The sequence below is a fragment of the Exiguobacterium sp. s132 genome, from assembly GCF_018617235.1.
GTDB classification, from domain to species: Bacteria; Bacillota; Bacilli; order Exiguobacteriales; family Exiguobacteriaceae; genus Exiguobacterium; species Exiguobacterium profundum.
Map to the genome: position 1 here is coordinate 775,271 of NZ_JACSJU010000001.1, position 18,516 is coordinate 793,786.

Below are 18,516 nucleotides of genomic sequence, written 5' to 3' on the forward strand. Positions count from 1 at the left end.
TTATCATAAGATAGTTTTTTAACTTTGTGTATTAATTATTCTTTAGTAATTAATTTCAATTCCTTATAGTCTTTCACTTTTAAAGCAAGTGCTTGCTGTTCACTTCTTACGCTGTAAGGGAAAACAAGACTTACTTCAGTTTTTCCATCAATCTCTTTATAACTATTTCCTGATGCATAAAACGCTTCGCCCAATTCATTAATTAATGCTGTATCATGAGCAATCGTTTCACCTACATTTATTTCATCAATTGTATAAGTAAGGTGCAAAGAGCCATTTGTAACGACTGCTTCGTTTATTGTAAGCCCCGGAACGCTATTCGTTGCAATGTACTGTTGTTTCACGATTGTCGGTGATGCTAAATTAAATTCCCAATGACCATTTATCGATTTCACACCACTTTTATCTGAAGAAATATGAACCGTTTCTACGACTAATCGTGCTACTTCTAAAGAAGGTACTTCACGCTGATTTGCAGTTGCAATCATTTCAATTGTTGCACGGTTATTGCTGACATCTGCTAGTTTAAAATCCATGCCACTTAAGACCTCCTGTCCTGTATATGGTTTTGTATCTGAAATGAGAGCACTAATTTCATTTCCTTGTGCATCAAATAGTCGATATTCAAACTCGATTCTATTTAAATCGTCTGCAGAAATATCCTTAGAATCCATTGTAAACTGTAAACCAAAACGGTATGCATCGACAAAGAGATTTTCTAATGTCATCGTAATATTTTCATCTTGTTGTACTTGTGCGAGATTTTGTATATCCCCATTCATCGCTGCAATTTCTATTCCAGAATCATTTAAACCTAGAAAAGCTTGTAACTTCGCTAATGCGGTATCATTTGTCAGTAACACCGTAGCACTCAAAACGATCGCTGCTACTGCAGCTGATACAGGCTTTAACCAAGGTTTCGTTGTCTTTTTCTTTGATTGCTGGCGAATTTGTGCATAAGATTGGTCAAAAGCTGAACGAATTGAGGCTGGTAATTGTTGCTCTTTATTCATATCTTCACGCATTAAGTCGTCTATATTTTTTTTCATACTAAATTAGCTCCTTCCAAATAATACGTATTTTTTAATTGCTTTTTCGCCCTAGAAATTCGCGATTTGATTGTGCCTTCGGATTCATGTAGAAATTCACTAATTTCCTTTGTTGTAAAGCCGTTAACATAATAAAGAGTGAGGGCGATACGGTGGTTATCATCTAAGCTACCTAGTGCCTCGTCTAACTCTACCGACAAAAAATCCTGATGCGATAAATTATTCAGAATCGCTTCATCCATTGCTACTAAAGGCTTGTTCTTTTTCATAAAACGGTAGCAATTGTTCAATAAAATTCGGCATATCCAGGTATTAAAATACTGACCCTTTTTTAAAGTTTTAATTTTTTCAAAAGCGATCATAATTGTATCTTGCAGTAAATCCGCAATGTCCTCGTCTTTTAAACCGAGTCGTTTAGCAGTACGATATAAAATCAGCTCATATTGCTGAATTAACTGTATAAATGTTTCCCCATCTCCTTTCTGTGCTTTTTTCACTAAAATGTCATTTTCCATTGGTAGCACCTCTCTTTTCCTTACGTACTGTTAGAGCATTTGAAAGGATGTTTAGTTGCATAAAGTTTAATATTTTTATTATTTCATTTTCTAATTTCGAAAACGATTGTTTTTGAGACAGTTTTTATTTCAGCAATTTATATCCGTATTACTTACCAAATGCTGTTTCAAAACTTTGCTCAAAATCTATGTTTCAAAAAGCCCCCTTTGTGATATAGATTTGTATATCAAAGGGGGAAAACGATGTCTTCTTATACTTATGGCTATGCACGAGTGAGTACACGACAGCAGGAATTGAATCGACAGTTAGATTTATTGAAGCAGTACAATTGCCACGAGATTTTAACGGAGAAATTATCCGGAACGAAAACAGATCGTCCAGAATTAAACCGGCTGAAGGATAAATTGCGACCAGGAGACATGGTAATCGTAGAAAGCTTTTCTCGGTTAGGTAGAAGTACAAAGGATTTAATTGAATTAGTTGCGTATTTTGAAGAACGAGAGATCAAGTTGCTAAGCATTAAAGAAAACTTTGATACTTCAACACCACAAGGGAAATTAATGATGACGGTTTTCCAAGCATTCAGCCAGTTTGAACATGATTTAATTGTCCAGCGAACGAAGGAAGGTTTAATTAGTGCTAGAGCAAGAGGGCGTCAAGGTGGGCGTCCGAAAGTAAATGAACGAGAGCTGAAAAAAGCCATCAATTTATATAAATCTGAACAGTATAGTGTGAGTGAAATTGTTGAAATGACAGGGATTAGTCGTGCTACAATTTATCGCTATTTAAAATAAGAGCAGCTCAACTGTAAATGTTGTGCATGCTCTTATTTTTTGTCCATTTTTCCTTAACGTTGTAAATCCGCATTTTTCTGACGGGACCCCGCTTAGTTCGTCCTCTGGCTTCGTACGCCCACGGCGGTCCACGAGCGCCTCTGCCCCGCCCGTGTCATACTTTTTGATCCAGCCATAGACCTGGGCATAGGACACCTGAAATTGTTCCGCGGTCTGCTGGTAGTTGCGTCCATTCTCCAAACAATATTTCACGATCTCAAGGCGCTCTTCGAATGTAGTTTTTCTTCCTTTTGTCATAGCTCGATCCATCCCTTTTCTCGAATCTGTTAACTCGCTATGACTAGTATACTTCTTAATCCATTTACGAAGAACAGACCAATCACTGATCTGATACTTGGAGAGTACCTCCATTCTAGTGAACCCATCGAGATAGTCGCGGACGGCCGCGATTTTCAGTTCCTTGGTGTAAGATTTCCATGCCTTCGATTCCTTCAACGCATCGATCCCACCGGTATCAAATTTCACTTTCCACACCTGGAGGGTGTGCCTAGAGACGCCATGAGCCTCCATGATTTCTTTCCAAGTATATGTTTCTTCTTCCATCATGCGCAGCGCACTCAATTTTTGTTCGATCATATGCCGACTTCTCGCCATAAAAAAACACTCCCCAATCAGATAAACAGATTTGTTATTTCATCTGTCTACCTATTGGGGAGCATATGACGCGCATGAGGGGTTGTCTTTACATATAGGGCCCGTTCGCCTGAATGACGAACTGTGAATGTGTGTAATGATAGGTGATGCGGGAATAGTCAAATGGTTTCCCATTCGTGAGATGGAAGATCGTCTCGATGCGAAGTGTCGGATCATTCTCTTGCAATCCGAGGTGTTCCGCTTCACTTTCCGTCAATCGATCGACCTGTAGATACATGTCAGAAAATCCAATCGTGACGCCGAGCGCGCTTTGGACATAATCGAAAATAGAGTCTGCCACAATTTCGCGATTCAAATAGGGCACGACGGCTTTCACATAATAGGATTCCTCGTGACAGAGCACCTCTTCATCCACATACCTTACCCGTTCGACCCGATACACATCGTCCAACACGTCAATCCCGAGATTCTCCGCAACCGTCGCGTCTGGCTTCACGACAGACACATCAATCACATCAGATGTCAAGACACGGTCTCCGAGATTGCTCTTGAACCCTTGGGTCGAGAAGAGGCTCATATAGCCAGGTCGATTATGTCGTCTGACGAAAATGCCGCTTCCCCGCAGTTGAAAAATGACACCCTTTCGTTCGAGCAGCTCTAAAGCTTTCGTGATGGTGCTCTTGCTCACCGCATATTGATTCATCATCTGCTCAAGGACAGGGAGCTTATCGCCTTGTTTTAAGTTTTGTTCGTGGATGTATTGTTCGATTTCATTTGCGATTTGTTGATATTTTAGCATCGTCATTCCTCACTTTTTCGTCACTGGTTCTATTATATCATGAAAAAAACAAAAGTAATTCAATGTACCGACCTTGTATAATTGTACCGGTACAATTATACTTGACGTGTACGATTCATGTGAAGGAGGACTTACAATGAAGACATTACCGAACGATTTTCTATGGGGAGGCGCGCTTGCCGCTCATCAATTCGAGGGTGGTTGGGAGGCTGATGGCAAAGGACCGAGTGTCGTCGATGTCTTGACGGCAGGTGCACACGGCGTCGCTCGCCGGATCACAGACAAGGTCGAACCGAATGAATTCTATCCGAACCATGAGGCGATTGACTTTTACCATCGTTATAAAGAAGATGTGGCCCTCTTTGCTGAGATGGGATTGAAATGTTTACGTACTTCCATCGGATGGAGCCGCATCTTCCCGAATGGTGATGATGCAGAACCGAACGAGGCGGGTCTCCAATTTTATGATGACTTGTTCGATGAGCTACTCAAACATGACATCGAACCGATCATCACACTGTCGCATTTTGAGATGCCGCTCCATCTTGCCCGTGAATACGGGGGATTCCGAAATCGTGAAGTCGTCGAGCATTTCGTCCGCTTCGCTGAGGTCTGCTTTGACCGTTACAAAGACAAGGTCAAATACTGGATGACGTTCAACGAAATCAACAACAAGATGGACGTCAACAATCCACTCTTCTTATGGACGAATTCGGGAGTCCTCTTAGAAGAAGGGGAGAACGCCCGCGAAGTCATGTATCAGACTGGGCACCATGAACTGATTGCGAGCGCTCTCGCCGTTGCCAAAGGGAAAGCCATCAATCCTGACTTCGAGATTGGAGCGATGGTCTCTCACGTACCGATTTATCCGTATTCATCAAACCCAGATGACGTCATGCTCGCCGAAGAGATGATGCGTCAACGCTATTTCTTCCCGGACGTACAAGTACGAGGCTTCTATCCGAGCTACGCCTTGAACGAGTTCGAGCGGGAAGGGTATAACATCCCAATCCTTGAAGGGGACGAAGAAATCCTACAGAACGGAAAGGTCGATTATCTCGGTTTCAGTTACTATATGTCGACGACCGTGAAGAGTGACGTCGTCGCGGACAACAGTGGCGATATCGTCAACGGTGGTCTGCCGAATGGGGTCGAGAACCCGTATATCCAGTCGAGTGACTGGGGATGGGCGATTGACCCGGTCGGACTCCGTTATGTGCTCAACCGACTCTATGACCGGTACCAAATTCCGCTCTTCATCGTCGAGAATGGATTCGGTGCCGTCGATGAGATTGTCGACGGAAAGATTCATGACAAAGCCCGAATCGATTACTTGAAGGCCCATATCGAACAATTGAAGCAAGCCGTCATTTATGACGGGGTCGACTTGATTGGTTACACACCTTGGGGCATCATCGACATCGTCTCGTTCACGACGGGAGAAATGAAGAAGCGATACGGGATGATTTACGTCGACCGTGACAATGAAGGGAACGGATCGATGGAGCGGATGAAGAAAGACTCGTTCGACTGGTACAAACAGGTCATTGCGACGAATGGAGAGAATCTCTAAATAAGGGTGAGCAAAGAACTGTGAAATGTCTGCAGGTCTTTGCTCTTTTTCGATATAATGAAGAAAAGTGAAAAATTGGAGGGACGCATGATGCAAATAAAGAACTATGGACCGGTGACGGCTGTTTGTGCCAACGTAAAGAACGGTCCATTCGAGATGTCGATGTATGTGTATTATATCGACGGGATGCTCATCGATACGGGAACACGCACGATGCTACCCGAACTTCAACCGTTTTATGAGTCGGTTCCAATCGATCTCGTCAGCATCACGCACCCCCATGAAGACCATATCGGAACGGCAGCCTGGCTTGAACGGACATACGGTGTCCCAATTTACATACGAGAATCCGCCAGGGACATGTGCCGGACGGGGCTAGATATCCCAGATTATCGGGCACGCTTCTCAGGAGACCCGGAACCGTTTCAGCCGATTGCCTATTATGACAATCAGATCACATCAGAACATCATACTTATCAGGTAATCCATACACCTGGTCATGAACCGAATCACGTCGTCTTATACGACGAGGAGAACGGTCGGCTGTTCTCGGGTGATTTGTTCGTCCATCCTTATCCGAAGGTGATGATTCCGGAGGAGTCGGTACCTGAACAGATTCGTTCTCTCAAACGTGTTCTGAGTCTTAATTTCGAGGAAGTTTATTGCCAACACGCCGGGCATCTCGAACAGGGAAGGGAGCAACTGACCAAAAAGCTCGATTATCTAGAACGTTTGACTGATAACGTGATAACAAAAACTGCAGCGGGCTACAACATTGACGACATCAATGCCCAGCTCTTCCCCGAACCATCGCCGCTCGTCAAAATCTCCAAGCGGGATTATGACTCGAGACACATGATTGCAAGCATTCTACGTGAAGTGTACGAACAACTTCGTTGACAGAAGGCGGATCACCTAGTATTCTTAGTACAGGATTAAACGTTTAAACTTTTAAACGGAGTGATGAATATGAAACAACCAGATGCCACACCCGAAGTCTCGTTATCTTTATTTGAAGATGCGATTCCATTGTTCCAAGTATTAGCCGACGTCAATCGTCAACGCATCATCGTCGAGATCGCCAAACATGAACGCTTAAACGTCAATCAGATTGATGAGAAGATTGAGTTGTCTCGACCGGCCATCTCGCATCATCTCAAACTACTTCGACAAGCGGGCATCGTCTCATCAGAGAAAGTCGGGACAGAGAACTTTTACTTCCTGACGCTCGAGAACGCGGTCGGACTGCTGAAGGCACTGACACGAGCGATAGAAGACGAATGCATCCTTTGACCTTTCTTTTTGGAAACAGGGAGAAAGGCTTCTTTATCACCAATGAGTTTAAAAGTTTAAACATATAAACATTAAAGGGGAATGAATATGAACCAAAAACAAACGATTGTCATCACAGGAGCATCGAGCGGAATTGGCCGAGCGACGGTCGAACTGTTCAGCAAACGAGGCTGGCATGTCGCCGCTACGATGCGAAGACCTGAAGATCATCAAGAACTGTCTCACCTAAAAGGGGTGTCTCTCTATCAACTAGATGTGACGAACGAGACGAGTATCCGAGAGGCATTTAAACAAATCGTCTCGGATCACGGAACGATGGATGTGTTGTTGAACAATGCTGGGTATGGAGCGGTAGGGATTTTCGAGGAAGCCTCTCCCGAACAGATTCAACGGCAATTTGATACGAACGTATTCGGGGTCATGAATGTGATCCGGACAGCACTGCCATACTTTCGTAAACAGCGGAGCGGACGGATCGTGACCGTCTCCTCCGTCGGTGGACAGATCACATTCCCAATTTACAGCTTGTATCACAGTTCAAAATGGGCGATTGAAGGATTCATCGAATCGCTCCAGTTCGAGTTGGCACCTTTCAATATCGACATGAAATTGATTGAGCCGGGACCGATTAAGACAGACTTTTACGGTCGTTCCCAAGAACTCGTCCGTGACCAACCGCTCGATGTATATGATGGCTACACAGAGGTTGCGCTCCATAACACGAATGCCGCTGGTGCGAACGCCGAAGGTCCAGACGTTGTCGCTGAGACGATTTGGCGATCCGCGACCGAACGGAAGAAACGACTCCGTTATCCAGCAGGTAAACAAGCGGGCCTTTTGATTGCCCTCAAGCGTTATCTTCCGAACCGGGTATTCTTCGCGATTGTCCGAGGTGTCGTTGAAAAGAAATAATGAATCATATCCTTTTTGTTTTCTATAGAAAATGAGAAGGATTTTTTATGTCGTTTTGAGAATGATTCAACTCACACAAAATTACCCGATATACCATCTAAGAGGAGGGATTTCATGAAAAAAGTCATGCTAGCACTTTCAACATTCATTCTAGTCATCGGATTGTCTTCAACACCGACAAAATCAGTAGATGCAGCGGTCAAGACATTTAAAAACTGTACAGAGTTAAACAAAACGTATAAAGGTGGTGTAGCCAAGTCAAAGACGACGAAAAATAAAGGTGGTAAGACACGTTACACGCCATATGTAAGTAAAGCACTATATGACGCGAACAAAGCACGTGATCGCGACAAAGATGGAATCGCCTGTGAGAGATAAGAACATGTATATAGCCGCCAATGAGGGCGGCTTTTTATATGGACGTAGACACATATTCGGACGCATGATATTATCATAAGTAACAATATTATCAAATATGATAATAATGAGGTGAAGATGATGAATCAAGACGTTTTAAAAAGTCTGTTAAACCCGATTCGCATGAAAATTTTTCAGCACGTTCTCATGAACGAGCAAGTGACGACCGGAGAGTTGGCAAAGTTGCTTCCCGATGTGCCCCAAGCGAGCCTCTATCGCCATATCAACAAGATGGTACAAGACGAGATTTTATCTGTCGCAAGTGAGAACAAAGTACGTGGGGTGTATGAAAAAGTGTACGCGATTCAAAACAATCCATTGACCGCTGTCAATCAAGTCGTCGAAGAGGAAGATCGTGAACAACTATATAAAATATGTTACACGTTCGCGATGTCACTGCTCATGGATTTCGGAGACTATTTAAAGCGGGACAAAATCGACCTTCAAGGAGACAAGGTCGGCTTTCGGAGTATCCCACTTTATCTGTCTGATGCCGAGAGTGATCGATTCCTAAGAGGTCTCTACGATCTCTTAGAGGGAGTGCTCGAGCATGAACCATCTGAAGAACGTACGTTGCGGAAATTCTCCTACGCGTTCATGCCGGTAGAAGAAAAGGAGGAGATGGATGATGTATAAACAAGAAAATGTGTTGATTCAAGGGGAAACAACCATTGCTGCCACCATAACGACACCCGATCAGGAACGGTCGTCCTTTCCAGCCATCGTCCTCATCGGAGGGACGGGAGGATTGGACCGTGACGGAAACGGTACCGGCTTCAAGTCAAACTTGTATAAAGACTTAGCAGAATGGCTGACGATCCAAGGATTCATCACATTACGCTATGACAAACGGGGGATTGGCAAGAGTGGTGGCAATCGACATAGCGTCGGTCTGACAGGACTCGTTGATGACGTGTCGGCGGTCGTCCGTTATCTGAAATCTCATGACCATGTCTCACAAGACGTTTTATTGCTCGGTCATAGCGAAGGATGTATCGTCGCGACACTCGCAGCAGAACGTGAATCCGTTTCTGGTCTCATCCTGTTGTCTGGTGCCGGTGTCGCCTTGAAGACGAGCATGCAGGAACAGGCGCATGCCTTACTCGATGTAGTGAAACGTACGAAAGGGATCAAGGGTAAACTGCTTCGCTTTAGCTTGAATGAGAAGTCGGTCGTCGGGAAACAACAAAAACTGTTCGAGCGCGTCACAGCAACGGATCAGGATACGATGCGGATCCAGCTGATGAAGTTCCCTGCCAAATGGTTACGGGAGCATCTTGCACACACAGACGTGTCACTTCGAGAACGATTGGTTCAATTGAACATTCCGACGCTCGCACTGACAGGAGACCGGGACGTTCAAACGGGCGTCGAGCATCTAGATGAGCTCGCTGCACTTCACGTAGAGCATATCGAGGTACAAAAGATTAAGGACATGGACCATATGTTGAAACATTTCGATGGTGAGATGAGTATTTTGGACGTGAAAAAACAATATCGTTCACAACTCAGTGAACCGCTCCATCCTGAGCTACAGCATCAACTTCACGAATGGCTAAAGCGCCACGACTGGGCATCATGACGAACAAGACAGCGGAAACCTCTCCGCTGTCTTGTTTTATGTATGTAAGAACCGCTCAACGTTTTCCATCGAGAAATGACGGCTCCATTGAACGAAGTGTCCACCTGGTACGGCAATCAATTGTACAGAAGGATGAAGCAGTCGTTCCGCTCGTTTGACATGATGGAGCGTTCGCTTCGCCTCCTTCAAATCAATTCCCGTGAAATCCGCATAATACAGGTGCGTCGGGACTTGGACGCGTCGTAACAAGTCCTTAAAATCCAATCCATCATAACCAAACAACAAGTGTAAGCCACCGGTCGAAAGACGGGCCGATTGCTCGACAGCAGAACGAATCGATAACGTCGGCTCGACCCCGATTCGTCGACAGAACAGTTGGAACCGCTCTTCAGAAAACGTGGGGTCACTCTTATTCACTTTCGTTTCAATCCAGTTCAAGAGGCGTCGTGGTGAATGGTGATACAGTAGACGTAAAAGCGGTAAGGCGAATCCGAAGATGCCATATTCCCGATATGGTAGCATAGCGTTCGGTTTATGTCCTTGGTCGAGAAGTATCAAATGCCTGACTTGGTCTGGATAATGGACTGCATAAGCCAGGGCGATGGCACCTCCCATCGAATGACCGATTAGTCGAACCGATTCAAGGTGTCGTGAGATTCGATACGTCTCGACCCAGTCCGCGAGTACTTTGGACGTGGCGAATGTATGTAGTCCCTCACTTTCACCAAATCCAGGTAGATCTAACAGGTGAACTTCGAAATCGTTATGTAATGCTTCGGCAAATAATTGGCCTTGTGACCCAGTGAATCCTCCACCGGGAAGGAAAAGTACAGGTTCACCTTGACCATGGACGGTTGCATGGAATTGTCTCACGTCATCTCTCCTTTATATAATGGAGTGCTTTCCATTCAAGTATAAAGATTGCTGGGAGTCAATTGAAGAAAAATCGCCATGTTTCTCAGGAGGCTCGCAACCAAATGTGGGTATAACATAGTGACAGGCAGATTACTGTCATCACACATCGTATACGTTCTGACCTTTCAAAGGAGGAATGAGGAATGAAGCTTTCAGGAAAAACGGCAATTGTCACTGGCGCAGGTTCAGGCATGGGGCGAGCCATCGCCAAACTGTTTGCGGAAGAAGGCGCACGAGTCGTCGCCTTCGACTTGAATGAAGATGCTGTGCAGGCGGTAGTTGATGAAATCAAAGCAGCGGGTGGGGAAGTTCTTGGCATTGCTGGTAACGTGACGAATCAAACGGATATTGACAAACTCGTCGATGCGGCGAAAGACACGTTCGGCTCGGTCGACATTCTCGTCAATAACGCGGGAATCATGGACAACTTCATGACGGTGGGAGAAGTGACGGATGAATTATGGGACCGTGTCCTTGGCGTCAATTTGACCGGACCGATGAAACTTTCACGTGCCGCCATCCAAGTGATGGAGAAGCAGAACCGGGGTGGCGTCATCATCAACAATGCATCGGTCGGAGGATTATTCGGTACACGAGGTGGTGCAGCGTATGTGGCCTCAAAACATGCGTTAATCGGATTGACGAAGAACATCGCGGCGACACATGGCACGCTCGGTAAGATTCGAGCAAACGCCATCGCACCGGGTGGCGTCAATACGAATATTGGGTCAACCATCACAGCACCGAGCGAACTTGGGATGCGCGCCATTCAAGCGGTGGGGGAAGCCCCGATGGGAGAACCAGAGCAAATAGCGAACGTCGCCCTCTTTTTAGCATCGGATGATTCGAGCTTCGTGAATGGAGATGTTTTGAAAGCCGATGGTGGGTGGACCGCAAGATAAAAGAAAAGAGCCGGTTATTCGGCTCTTTTCTTTTGGTATTGTTTTCGATAGGCGAGCGGGGTGATTGCATGATGTGCTTTGAATGTCTGTACGAAGTGACTGACACTTGAGTAGCTCAGGCGATTGGCGATGTCTGCGATACCTTCCGTCAAATCTTCTAATAAAGTGGCGGCCCGCTCCATTCGCTTCATCTGTACATACGCAATAGGAGATGTGTCTCCAAAGAATACAAACAAACGAGAGCACTCACTTCGACTCACACTGCCCGCATGAGCGATTTGGGCTAATGTCGGTCTGTCCTCTATATGAGCGTCGACATAAGCAAGCATATGACGAAGACTTTCCCGTTTGTTCTCATTCTTCATCGTTTCAGTCTCTTGCTGAATCCAGTAGCGCCAGATGACTGTACATTGAAGTGTCGCATCCATCAATGCGAGTGGACCGTCCGCAGATAAATGTTGAACGGCCCGTTCAATCGTCTGAATAATAGATTGATGACCTCGTTCCGGTTTTATCATATGTATGGACTTTTCAGTATTTAGATATGGCGTCACATATCGCTTCGCCAACTCGGGATGGAACAAAGCAGTCGGATCAAATTCGAGTAACCTCATCGGTGACGCTTCCTCGATTTTCTCAACCATGACACTTTGTCCTCGTGCCAAGAGAACGGCTTCTCTTGGATGAAGGGTGAGGCTTACTCCGTTCACTCGAATCACGGACATCCCAGACTTGCAAAAAAGAACAGTGAAGTGATCAGTCACCTTTAATGTCAATGATCCGTGACGAATCATCTCGATACTCTTCAAAAGAGCCATCCTCCTCGTTTCGGAAATTTCCCGACATTTCATTTCGATTGTTCACGGAGAAACACTTTGAAATGAGCATGAACTGGGACGAATCTGACATTTTTAATCATCGTTCATTAAAAGATACAATCGAGTTTCTTCTATATAATAGTTTAAAAAATCAGCCAACCGGTAAACGCAGCATGCACGAGAATTGCAACAGGCACTCCGATTCGGAATTTCGGTTTTAGCGTCTTATGACGAAAGACGCGCATCGCCAAATAGGCACCGAACGCTCCACCGATCCATGCCATCGTCAACAATGTCCGCTCAGAAATACGCCAAGCTCCGACACGAGACCGTCGTTTATCGACAAAATATGACACAAACGCTAGTAAATTAGTCACAATGTAATATAGCAGTAATAGTTCCAAAGACCAAAACCTCCTTTTTTCTCTCTATAGTATATCTTAAATTGGCTCTGTGAAGCCGTTTCAATAGATTGAAACAATTTTCAGAAACCTCTCATCCTCGTGAATTGTTCTGTAAATGAACTGATAACACTCTCATATCGTCCTGTAATCGCTGTGAAATATACAGGTGTTACAGTAAGGGGGCGTTAGAAAAGGGAGGAATATTCTTATGAAAAAACCACTATTGACACTAACGGCACTCGCTGGCCTTAGTTTAGGAGTCGCTGCTCCAGCTTCGGCAGCATCAACACACACAGTTCAGTCTGGAGATACACTCTATCGTATCGCCGTGAACAACAACGTCTCTGTAAACGACATCAAACAAGCGAACGGCTTAAACTCAAATATGATTTATCCGAACCAAGTCTTGAAACTTGGAAAGGCAGAAGCAAAATCACAAGCTTCTACTGCATCTAAAACGTATACAGTTAAATCAGGTGATACACTTTATCGTATCGCATTGAACCACGGGATCACTGTCAATCAATTGATGACTTGGAACGGTCTTGATTCAGATCTTATTTTCCCTGGACAAGAGTTCGCCGTGAAAGGTGCAGCCGCTGCATCTGTAGCGAACGATGCGAAGACAACAGCACCGAAGACATCGACATCAGCACCTGTAACAAAAACTGCATCGTCTACAACGCAAACCCAAGCTCCGGCTTCAGGTCAGACAATGACAGTTGAAGCGACAGCTTATACACCATATTGTGCAGGATGTTCTGGTATCACAGCGACAGGAATCGACGTTCGTTCGAACCCGAACCAAAAAGTCATCGCGGTTGACCCTTCTGTCATTCCGCTCGGCTCTAAAGTATGGGTTGAAGGATACGGAGAAGCCATCGCAGGAGACACTGGTGGTGCCATCAAAGGAAACAAAATCGATATCTTGATGCCGACACAAGAGCAAGCACTTGCTTTCGGTCGCCAATCAATCACAATCAAAGTCTTGAACTAATTCAAGCTGATCAAAGACACTGCCATCGGGCGGTGTCTTTTTTTTGTCTATACCTTCTCCCAAGGATTCTTCACTTTCGTCAGTCCGAGTCGCTTCGCGAGTGGTTTAATCGTCAATCCATGTAGGGCGACAGACGTTACGACTAAACCGAGTGTGATTGGCAACATCCGTTCCGCATCTTCAATTCCCAGTTCGGCAATCTCTTGTGCAAAGAAACCGGTCACCGTCATCGCAACAATACCTCGAGGGGCAATCCAGCTGATGAGTGCCCGCTCTTGAGCGGATAGCGGAGAACCGAGGAGCGACGTCTGCACCGAGATCGGTCGGACAAAAAATAAGATTCCGAGAATCGACAAGAGGAGAGGCCAGTCGAAAATGGCGAGTAAACTATCACGTGTCAAACTTGCCGTCAGAATGATGAAGACTGTCGAAACCAGTAAAATCGAAATGTTCTCTTTAAACTCACGAAGCTGTTTCAGAATATGCATATGTCCATGCTTTGAATTTGCCATCGTCAATCCCATTGCCGTTACAGCCAATAGCCCGACCTCGCTCATGACCCATTCACTGATTGAATATACGAGGAGGACCCCAGAGAACGTGAGGGTTGTTCTTAAATATTCAGGGACTTTCTCATTCCCGAACAAACGAATTAATAGATGTCCAACGGCAATCCCAAAGGCGATCGCGACGATACAGGACCAAAAAAATGGCAAGTGGCTCGCGAGCCCGTCGTTTTGATAGAAGATGAATCCCACTCGAACGACAAAGAGTCCAATCAAGGCGCCAAGAGGATCGACGATGATCCCTTCCCATTTCAAGACTTTAGCTGGGCGTGCGGACAAGTTAGCTTGTCGAAGTAACGGAATGATGACGGTCGGTCCGGTCACGACAAAGATGGCACCGAGCGTAAATGCTGGCAACCAATGAAAATCTCCAACCATGATGAGCAAAATCGAGGTCAAGATAAAAGAAACGAATACCCCGACCGTGACGAGACGAAAGATTGATCTCCGCAAATCGTCAATCTCCCTGAATTCGAGACTGAGGCTTCCTTCAAACAGGATGAGCGCCACCGCGATGGAGATGAGTGGGCTATAAAGCTCACCGAGTATCCGATCCGGCTCCAACCAACCGAAAATCGGTCCGACTAGAATCCCTGCAACCGTCATAATCAAGATGGCTGGAAAGTCAAATCGCCAAGCGAGTAACTGCGAAAGTGCACCGATGAGGACAAGTAAGCTGAACCCAATCATCATGTCTTCCATAAGCTTCCCCCCGTTTCTTCACTTCTTCATTAATGTATACCCAAATCAGGAAAAACATTTGCTAAGATTGTTTGATTTCGGGTAAGAATTGAAAGAAAGGGAGGGATACCATGGAAGTGACTATCGGACTCATTATCGTCATCATGACTTGGCTCATCTTATTGCTTAACCTCACGTTTGCAATCACCATTATCTTTTTTGAAAGGCGTGACATTGGAACGACTTGGGCGTGGTTACTCGTCCTCTTCTTCTTGCCTCTCATCGGATTCTTCGTCTACATCTTCTTCGGTCGATTGATCAAATCTCAAAACTTTTATGAAGTCGAAGAAGAGAAACGTGAAGCGTATCATCATCATGTGGCGGAGCAACTTGACCAATTGGACCAATCCATGGCACCGTTCAATCATCCACTTCTATTGAAGCACCGACGACTCGCACGATTGAATCTCGTATCGACGAATGCGATGATGTCTTTCCAGAACGATATCGACGTCCTTCACGACGGAAAAGAGAAGTTTGATCAACTGTTTCGAGATATCGAACAGGCGACGAAAGAAGTGAACATTCAATATTACATCATCCAAAACGATGCGCTGGGTCAATCGTTAATTCGCTTATTGACCGAAAAGGCAAAACAAGGATTACGTGTCCGACTCCTCTACGATGCGGTAGGCTCGAGGGGACTGAGGCACAAACACTTTAAGGACCTGCTGGCCCACGGTGGGGAAGTCAAATCGTTCTTTCCGTCCAAACTCGGCATCAACTTCCGCGTCAACAATCGAAATCACCGAAAACTCTGCGTCGTTGACGGAGAACTTGGTTATATCGGCGGCTTCAACGTCGGGGATGAGTATCTCGGAAAGGATGAGCATTTCGGTTATTGGCGAGATGTTCACTTACGAATTTCAGGCGACGCCGTTAAGGAATTGCTCGAACGTTTCATCCTGGATTGGAATCGCTCTGTCCCGACACGAACGAAGGCACAGAAAGACGACTTTGTTTGGCCAATCGAAGGGATTGCTCGTCATGCGTCCCCGGTTCAAATCGTGACATCGGGTCCAAACTCGTCGACGGAGCATTTAAAGAATATGCTCGTCAAAATGATCACCCAGTCGAAAGAATGTATCTATATCCAGACTCCCTACTTCATCCCGGATGCAAGTTTCCTTGATGCCTGTCGAATCGCCCTGATGGCGGGTACTAAGATCAAACTGATGATCCCGAACAAGCCCGACCATATGTTTGTCTACTGGGCGACCTATGCGAACGCTGCGGAGCTCGTACGTTACGGAGCAGAAGTGTTCACGTATGAGGAAGGTTTCCTTCATGCGAAAACGCTCGTCATCGACGGAGAAGTCGCATCAATTGGGACGACGAACATCGACGCCCGAAGTTTCCGCCTCAACTTTGAAATTTCAGCGCTCGTCTTCGACAAAGACGTCGCTCAGTCCGTCATCGATGCGTTCGAGCGAGACGAGGCACGCGCTGAGCGGCTAACCATCGAACGATATGAATCGAGGACACGTTGGATTCGCTTCAAAGAGAGCGTGTCCCGCCTTCTCAGTCCAATTTTATAATGAAAAACATCCGGTCAGAAGGAACTCCTCTGCCGGATGTTTTTTAGCGTTTATTCACTTGTTCAACGAGTCGTTCGAATGAATCACTGATTGCTTGTGGCGCTTCCTTGTCCCCATACTCTGCGGCCTCTAACCAATCTGCATAAAGCCTGTGGTCCGTGAACTCGATTCGCTGCAACCAATCAGCCACCGTCTCCTCTCGATGACGTGGGTGATGCTGTTCTAACTTTCGTCCCGTCTCAAGAAGGCGAATCTGGCGAGGCGAGCGGACGATCCGCTTATCTGAGAGTGTCGGGTGGTGAATACTCCTAGGAATCATTCCATCTTCCTGGATGTCTTTTCGCTTCTGCAGATAGAAGAACAATCCTACCCCAAGAAGCAAGATCATTACAAACACTCCGATATAGAACAGCGAGTTATTCGATGCGGACGCGAGCAATGTCTCTTGCGCCACTGTCTCCGCATCTAGGTTCGGATTATCCGGTACGAGGAAGCGGTTTACGCGATCATTCGGGTCGAGTACGATTCCATCAAACCAGCTCCCGATCCACAAAAAGAATGGAGTGATCCAGGCGACGACATTACCAAACAATAGCTCTTTAATCGTACGAATGATGAGAGAGACAATCAGACCGATGCCTAGGCCTACGGTCAACATCGTCACCATCCGCTTGTAGTCGCGACGGTAATACAGGTTTCGTTGCCAAATCAAAAAGATGAACGGAAAGAGCACCATCGCGAGCGATTGCGATGCCGGGGGGAATAACCAGTCCGCCACTAAAAACAATACGCTCGCCATCGCGTAACGGTCCGTCCAATCCAACGTCCGTATGAAGGCATGAACGTATGTGAAAATCAAAAGCATGATGCTCATCTCATAAGAGAAATAAAGGGCACCGACGCTCAGGAACGTCTGTACAATCAGTTGTGTATTCCGAGGGAGACGAAGTGTCAATAAGAAGAGCAATGGAAACACGTGCCCGATGTAAAATGCTGCGAAGACCCACCATAACCATCTCATTGACCGTCACCCCCCAAGCGGAGAATCGACTGATTCCCACTGTATTTGGCGACCTTCCGCTCAAACAAGGAGCGAGCAAGCGGAAAATCACTCTCGGACAGACAAGCGAACGTCGTCATAATCTTCCGAAAATGTACCTCACCACTTCCCGGTTGAAGGTCATACGTGATTCCATCCTTCGTAAGCGTCGGGACAATCAGACCGTAACTCGCATTTTCTTTCTCGAAATCACGGCATAATGCGGCAGCTTGCGAGATGAGGCGCTCCATCTGATAGGTGAGGGCACGCCCATCCTTCGTCAACAAGTCGAGGACGATGACATATTCATTTGCTTGTACCGGTTGCTCGGTACGGGCCAGCAGTTCGCCCGTCTTCGCATAGGCAGACCAATATAGCTGTCGCATCGGTTGCCCATGATATGGAGTGACCGATTGGAACGTCTCCGGGTCACGATAGGCACTATGACGAACCATCTCCTCACCTGGGAGAGTAGGGGGACGTTTCGGAATCGGATAGGGCGAAAACTCTGGGAAGACATAGCCGATGCGTGGGAGTGAGTCCTCTTTATAGAGCGAGAACATGCGTAACGGATCTCGAATTTCCATCCCGATAGCCTCTAGGCGGATAGGACCTCGCTTCTTCGCATGGAGCGGGATTGTGAAGTCGACAGTCGCATTCGTCTCGACAAAGTTCTCCTGCCGCCAAAACGCATGTCCTTCTGATTCCACGGTGGGATGCAAATAGCCGGATAGGCGGACAACGCCAAGCGGGACTTTTGCCGTCGACACAAGTTTCAAGACATAGACGGCCTCGTCATTCGGAAAGAGTTTCATCTCCTCAGTGAGGTCGACATGGATTTGTTCTGCCAATCGAAACATAAAAGATGGCATGACCAGTGCATAGAGACTGAATCCAATCAATAGACTGGCAATCAAGACGTTCCCATAAAGTGCCGTAAAGACCCCGACGACGAACAGGAGCCACATATAGCCGGACTCGAGATAGCGTGGGCTGACTAACTGCAT

The 18,516-nt window shown here is 46.0% G+C and carries 19 protein-coding genes and 2 pseudogenes; 11 read left to right on the forward strand and 10 right to left on the reverse strand.

Annotated features, from left to right (window positions below; all coding sequences use genetic code 11):
- Nucleotides 1-35: 35 nt before the first annotated feature.
- Nucleotides 36-1,049, reverse strand: coding sequence for a DUF4179 domain-containing protein (locus KNO78_RS03960; protein ID WP_214690910.1), 1,014 nt, complete (start codon nucleotides 1,047-1,049; stop codon nucleotides 36-38).
- Nucleotides 1,046-1,564, reverse strand: coding sequence for an RNA polymerase sigma factor (locus KNO78_RS03965; RefSeq protein ID WP_214690909.1), 519 nt, complete (start codon nucleotides 1,562-1,564; stop codon nucleotides 1,046-1,048). Before KNO78_RS03965 ends, KNO78_RS03960 begins: the two co-directional genes overlap by 4 nt.
- A 243-nt stretch (nucleotides 1,565-1,807) precedes the next feature.
- Between KNO78_RS03965 and KNO78_RS03970 the strand changes: the two are divergent.
- A pseudogene (locus KNO78_RS03970) lies at nucleotides 1,808-2,356 on the forward strand (recombinase family protein); the annotation flags it as partial.
- A gap of 93 nt (nucleotides 2,357-2,449) precedes the next feature.
- Here the strand turns inward: KNO78_RS03970 and KNO78_RS03975 are convergent.
- Nucleotides 2,450-3,013, reverse strand: a pseudogene (locus tag KNO78_RS03975) (helix-turn-helix domain-containing protein); the annotation flags it as partial.
- Nucleotides 3,014-3,101: 88 nt separating this feature from the next.
- Nucleotides 3,102-3,812 carry a GntR family transcriptional regulator gene (locus KNO78_RS03980; protein ID WP_214690907.1) on the reverse strand — a complete coding sequence of 237 codons (711 nt, stop codon included), beginning with the start codon at nucleotides 3,810-3,812 and terminating at the stop codon, nucleotides 3,102-3,104.
- A 136-nt stretch (nucleotides 3,813-3,948) separates the two neighbouring features.
- On the opposite strand from KNO78_RS03980, the gene bglA reads away from it, so the two are divergent.
- The 7 genes from bglA (at nucleotide 3,949) to KNO78_RS04015 (ending at nucleotide 9,589) form a co-directional block, all read left to right on the forward strand.
- Nucleotides 3,949-5,385, forward strand: coding sequence for a 6-phospho-beta-glucosidase (bglA, locus tag KNO78_RS03985; protein ID WP_214690906.1), 1,437 nt, complete (start codon nucleotides 3,949-3,951; stop codon nucleotides 5,383-5,385).
- A gap of 90 nt (nucleotides 5,386-5,475) precedes the next feature.
- Nucleotides 5,476-6,285: an MBL fold metallo-hydrolase gene (locus KNO78_RS03990; protein ID WP_230872810.1), complete on the forward strand. Its 810-nt coding sequence runs from the start codon at nucleotides 5,476-5,478 to the stop codon at nucleotides 6,283-6,285.
- Nucleotides 6,286-6,354: 69 nt separating this feature from the next.
- Nucleotides 6,355-6,678, forward strand: a complete 324-nt coding sequence (locus tag KNO78_RS03995; RefSeq protein ID WP_074037016.1) for an ArsR/SmtB family transcription factor — start codon at nucleotides 6,355-6,357, stop codon at nucleotides 6,676-6,678.
- An 87-nt stretch (nucleotides 6,679-6,765) separates the two neighbouring features.
- Nucleotides 6,766-7,590, forward strand: a complete 825-nt coding sequence (locus KNO78_RS04000) for an SDR family oxidoreductase (protein WP_214690905.1) — start codon at nucleotides 6,766-6,768, stop codon at nucleotides 7,588-7,590.
- A gap of 114 nt (nucleotides 7,591-7,704) precedes the next feature.
- Nucleotides 7,705-7,968: an excalibur calcium-binding domain-containing protein gene (locus tag KNO78_RS04005; RefSeq protein ID WP_159562307.1), complete on the forward strand. Its 264-nt coding sequence runs from the start codon at nucleotides 7,705-7,707 to the stop codon at nucleotides 7,966-7,968.
- A 120-nt stretch (nucleotides 7,969-8,088) separates the two neighbouring features.
- Nucleotides 8,089-8,643 carry a helix-turn-helix domain-containing protein gene (locus KNO78_RS04010; protein ID WP_031423702.1) on the forward strand — a complete coding sequence of 185 codons (555 nt, stop codon included), beginning with the start codon at nucleotides 8,089-8,091 and terminating at the stop codon, nucleotides 8,641-8,643.
- Complete coding sequence (locus tag KNO78_RS04015) at nucleotides 8,636-9,589, forward strand: alpha/beta hydrolase (protein ID WP_214690904.1); 954 nt, start codon at nucleotides 8,636-8,638, stop codon at nucleotides 9,587-9,589. Before KNO78_RS04010 ends, KNO78_RS04015 begins: the two co-directional genes overlap by 8 nt.
- Nucleotides 9,590-9,625: 36 nt before the next feature.
- On the opposite strand, the gene KNO78_RS04020 is transcribed toward KNO78_RS04015, so the two are convergent.
- The gene (locus KNO78_RS04020; RefSeq protein WP_214690903.1) at nucleotides 9,626-10,462 is read right to left on the reverse strand and encodes an alpha/beta hydrolase; all 837 of its coding nucleotides are present in this window, start codon (nucleotides 10,460-10,462) and stop codon (nucleotides 9,626-9,628) included.
- A gap of 185 nt (nucleotides 10,463-10,647) precedes the next feature.
- On the opposite strand from KNO78_RS04020, the gene KNO78_RS04025 reads away from it, so the two are divergent.
- Nucleotides 10,648-11,406, forward strand: a complete 759-nt coding sequence (locus KNO78_RS04025) for a glucose 1-dehydrogenase (RefSeq protein ID WP_214690902.1) — start codon at nucleotides 10,648-10,650, stop codon at nucleotides 11,404-11,406.
- A gap of 14 nt (nucleotides 11,407-11,420) precedes the next feature.
- Here KNO78_RS04025 and KNO78_RS04030 read toward each other — a convergent pair whose 3' ends face one another.
- Both KNO78_RS04030 and KNO78_RS04035 read right to left on the reverse strand, forming a co-directional pair.
- Nucleotides 11,421-12,215 (reverse strand): helix-turn-helix transcriptional regulator, encoded by a 795-nt coding sequence (locus KNO78_RS04030; protein ID WP_214690901.1) that lies wholly within the window; start codon nucleotides 12,213-12,215, stop codon nucleotides 11,421-11,423.
- Nucleotides 12,216-12,367: 152 nt separating this feature from the next.
- Entirely contained in the window at nucleotides 12,368-12,628 is a 261-nt protein-coding gene (locus KNO78_RS04035; RefSeq protein ID WP_159562313.1) for a DUF1294 domain-containing protein, read from the reverse strand.
- Nucleotides 12,629-12,836: 208 nt separating this feature from the next.
- Here KNO78_RS04035 and KNO78_RS04040 point away from each other — a divergent pair, with 208 nt between their 5' ends.
- A complete protein-coding gene (locus KNO78_RS04040; RefSeq protein WP_214690900.1) occupies nucleotides 12,837-13,625 on the forward strand; it encodes a LysM peptidoglycan-binding and 3D domain-containing protein in 789 nt (262 codons plus the stop codon).
- A 47-nt stretch (nucleotides 13,626-13,672) separates the two neighbouring features.
- Here KNO78_RS04040 and KNO78_RS04045 read toward each other — a convergent pair whose 3' ends face one another.
- Nucleotides 13,673-14,893, reverse strand: coding sequence for a cation:proton antiporter (locus KNO78_RS04045; protein WP_214690899.1), 1,221 nt, complete (start codon nucleotides 14,891-14,893; stop codon nucleotides 13,673-13,675).
- Nucleotides 14,894-15,003: 110 nt separating this feature from the next.
- Here KNO78_RS04045 and cls point away from each other — a divergent pair, with 110 nt between their 5' ends.
- Nucleotides 15,004-16,470, forward strand: a complete 1,467-nt coding sequence (gene cls / locus KNO78_RS04050) for a cardiolipin synthase (RefSeq protein WP_214690898.1) — start codon at nucleotides 15,004-15,006, stop codon at nucleotides 16,468-16,470.
- A 43-nt stretch (nucleotides 16,471-16,513) separates the two neighbouring features.
- Here the strand turns inward: cls and KNO78_RS04055 are convergent, their stop codons facing one another.
- The gene (locus tag KNO78_RS04055; RefSeq protein WP_214690897.1) at nucleotides 16,514-17,491 is read right to left on the reverse strand and encodes a hypothetical protein; all 978 of its coding nucleotides are present in this window, start codon (nucleotides 17,489-17,491) and stop codon (nucleotides 16,514-16,516) included.
- On the reverse strand, nucleotides 17,488-18,516 hold the full coding sequence (locus KNO78_RS04060; RefSeq protein WP_012726320.1) for a DUF58 domain-containing protein: 1,029 nt from the start codon (nucleotides 18,514-18,516) through the stop codon (nucleotides 17,488-17,490). Before KNO78_RS04060 ends, KNO78_RS04055 begins: the two co-directional genes overlap by 4 nt.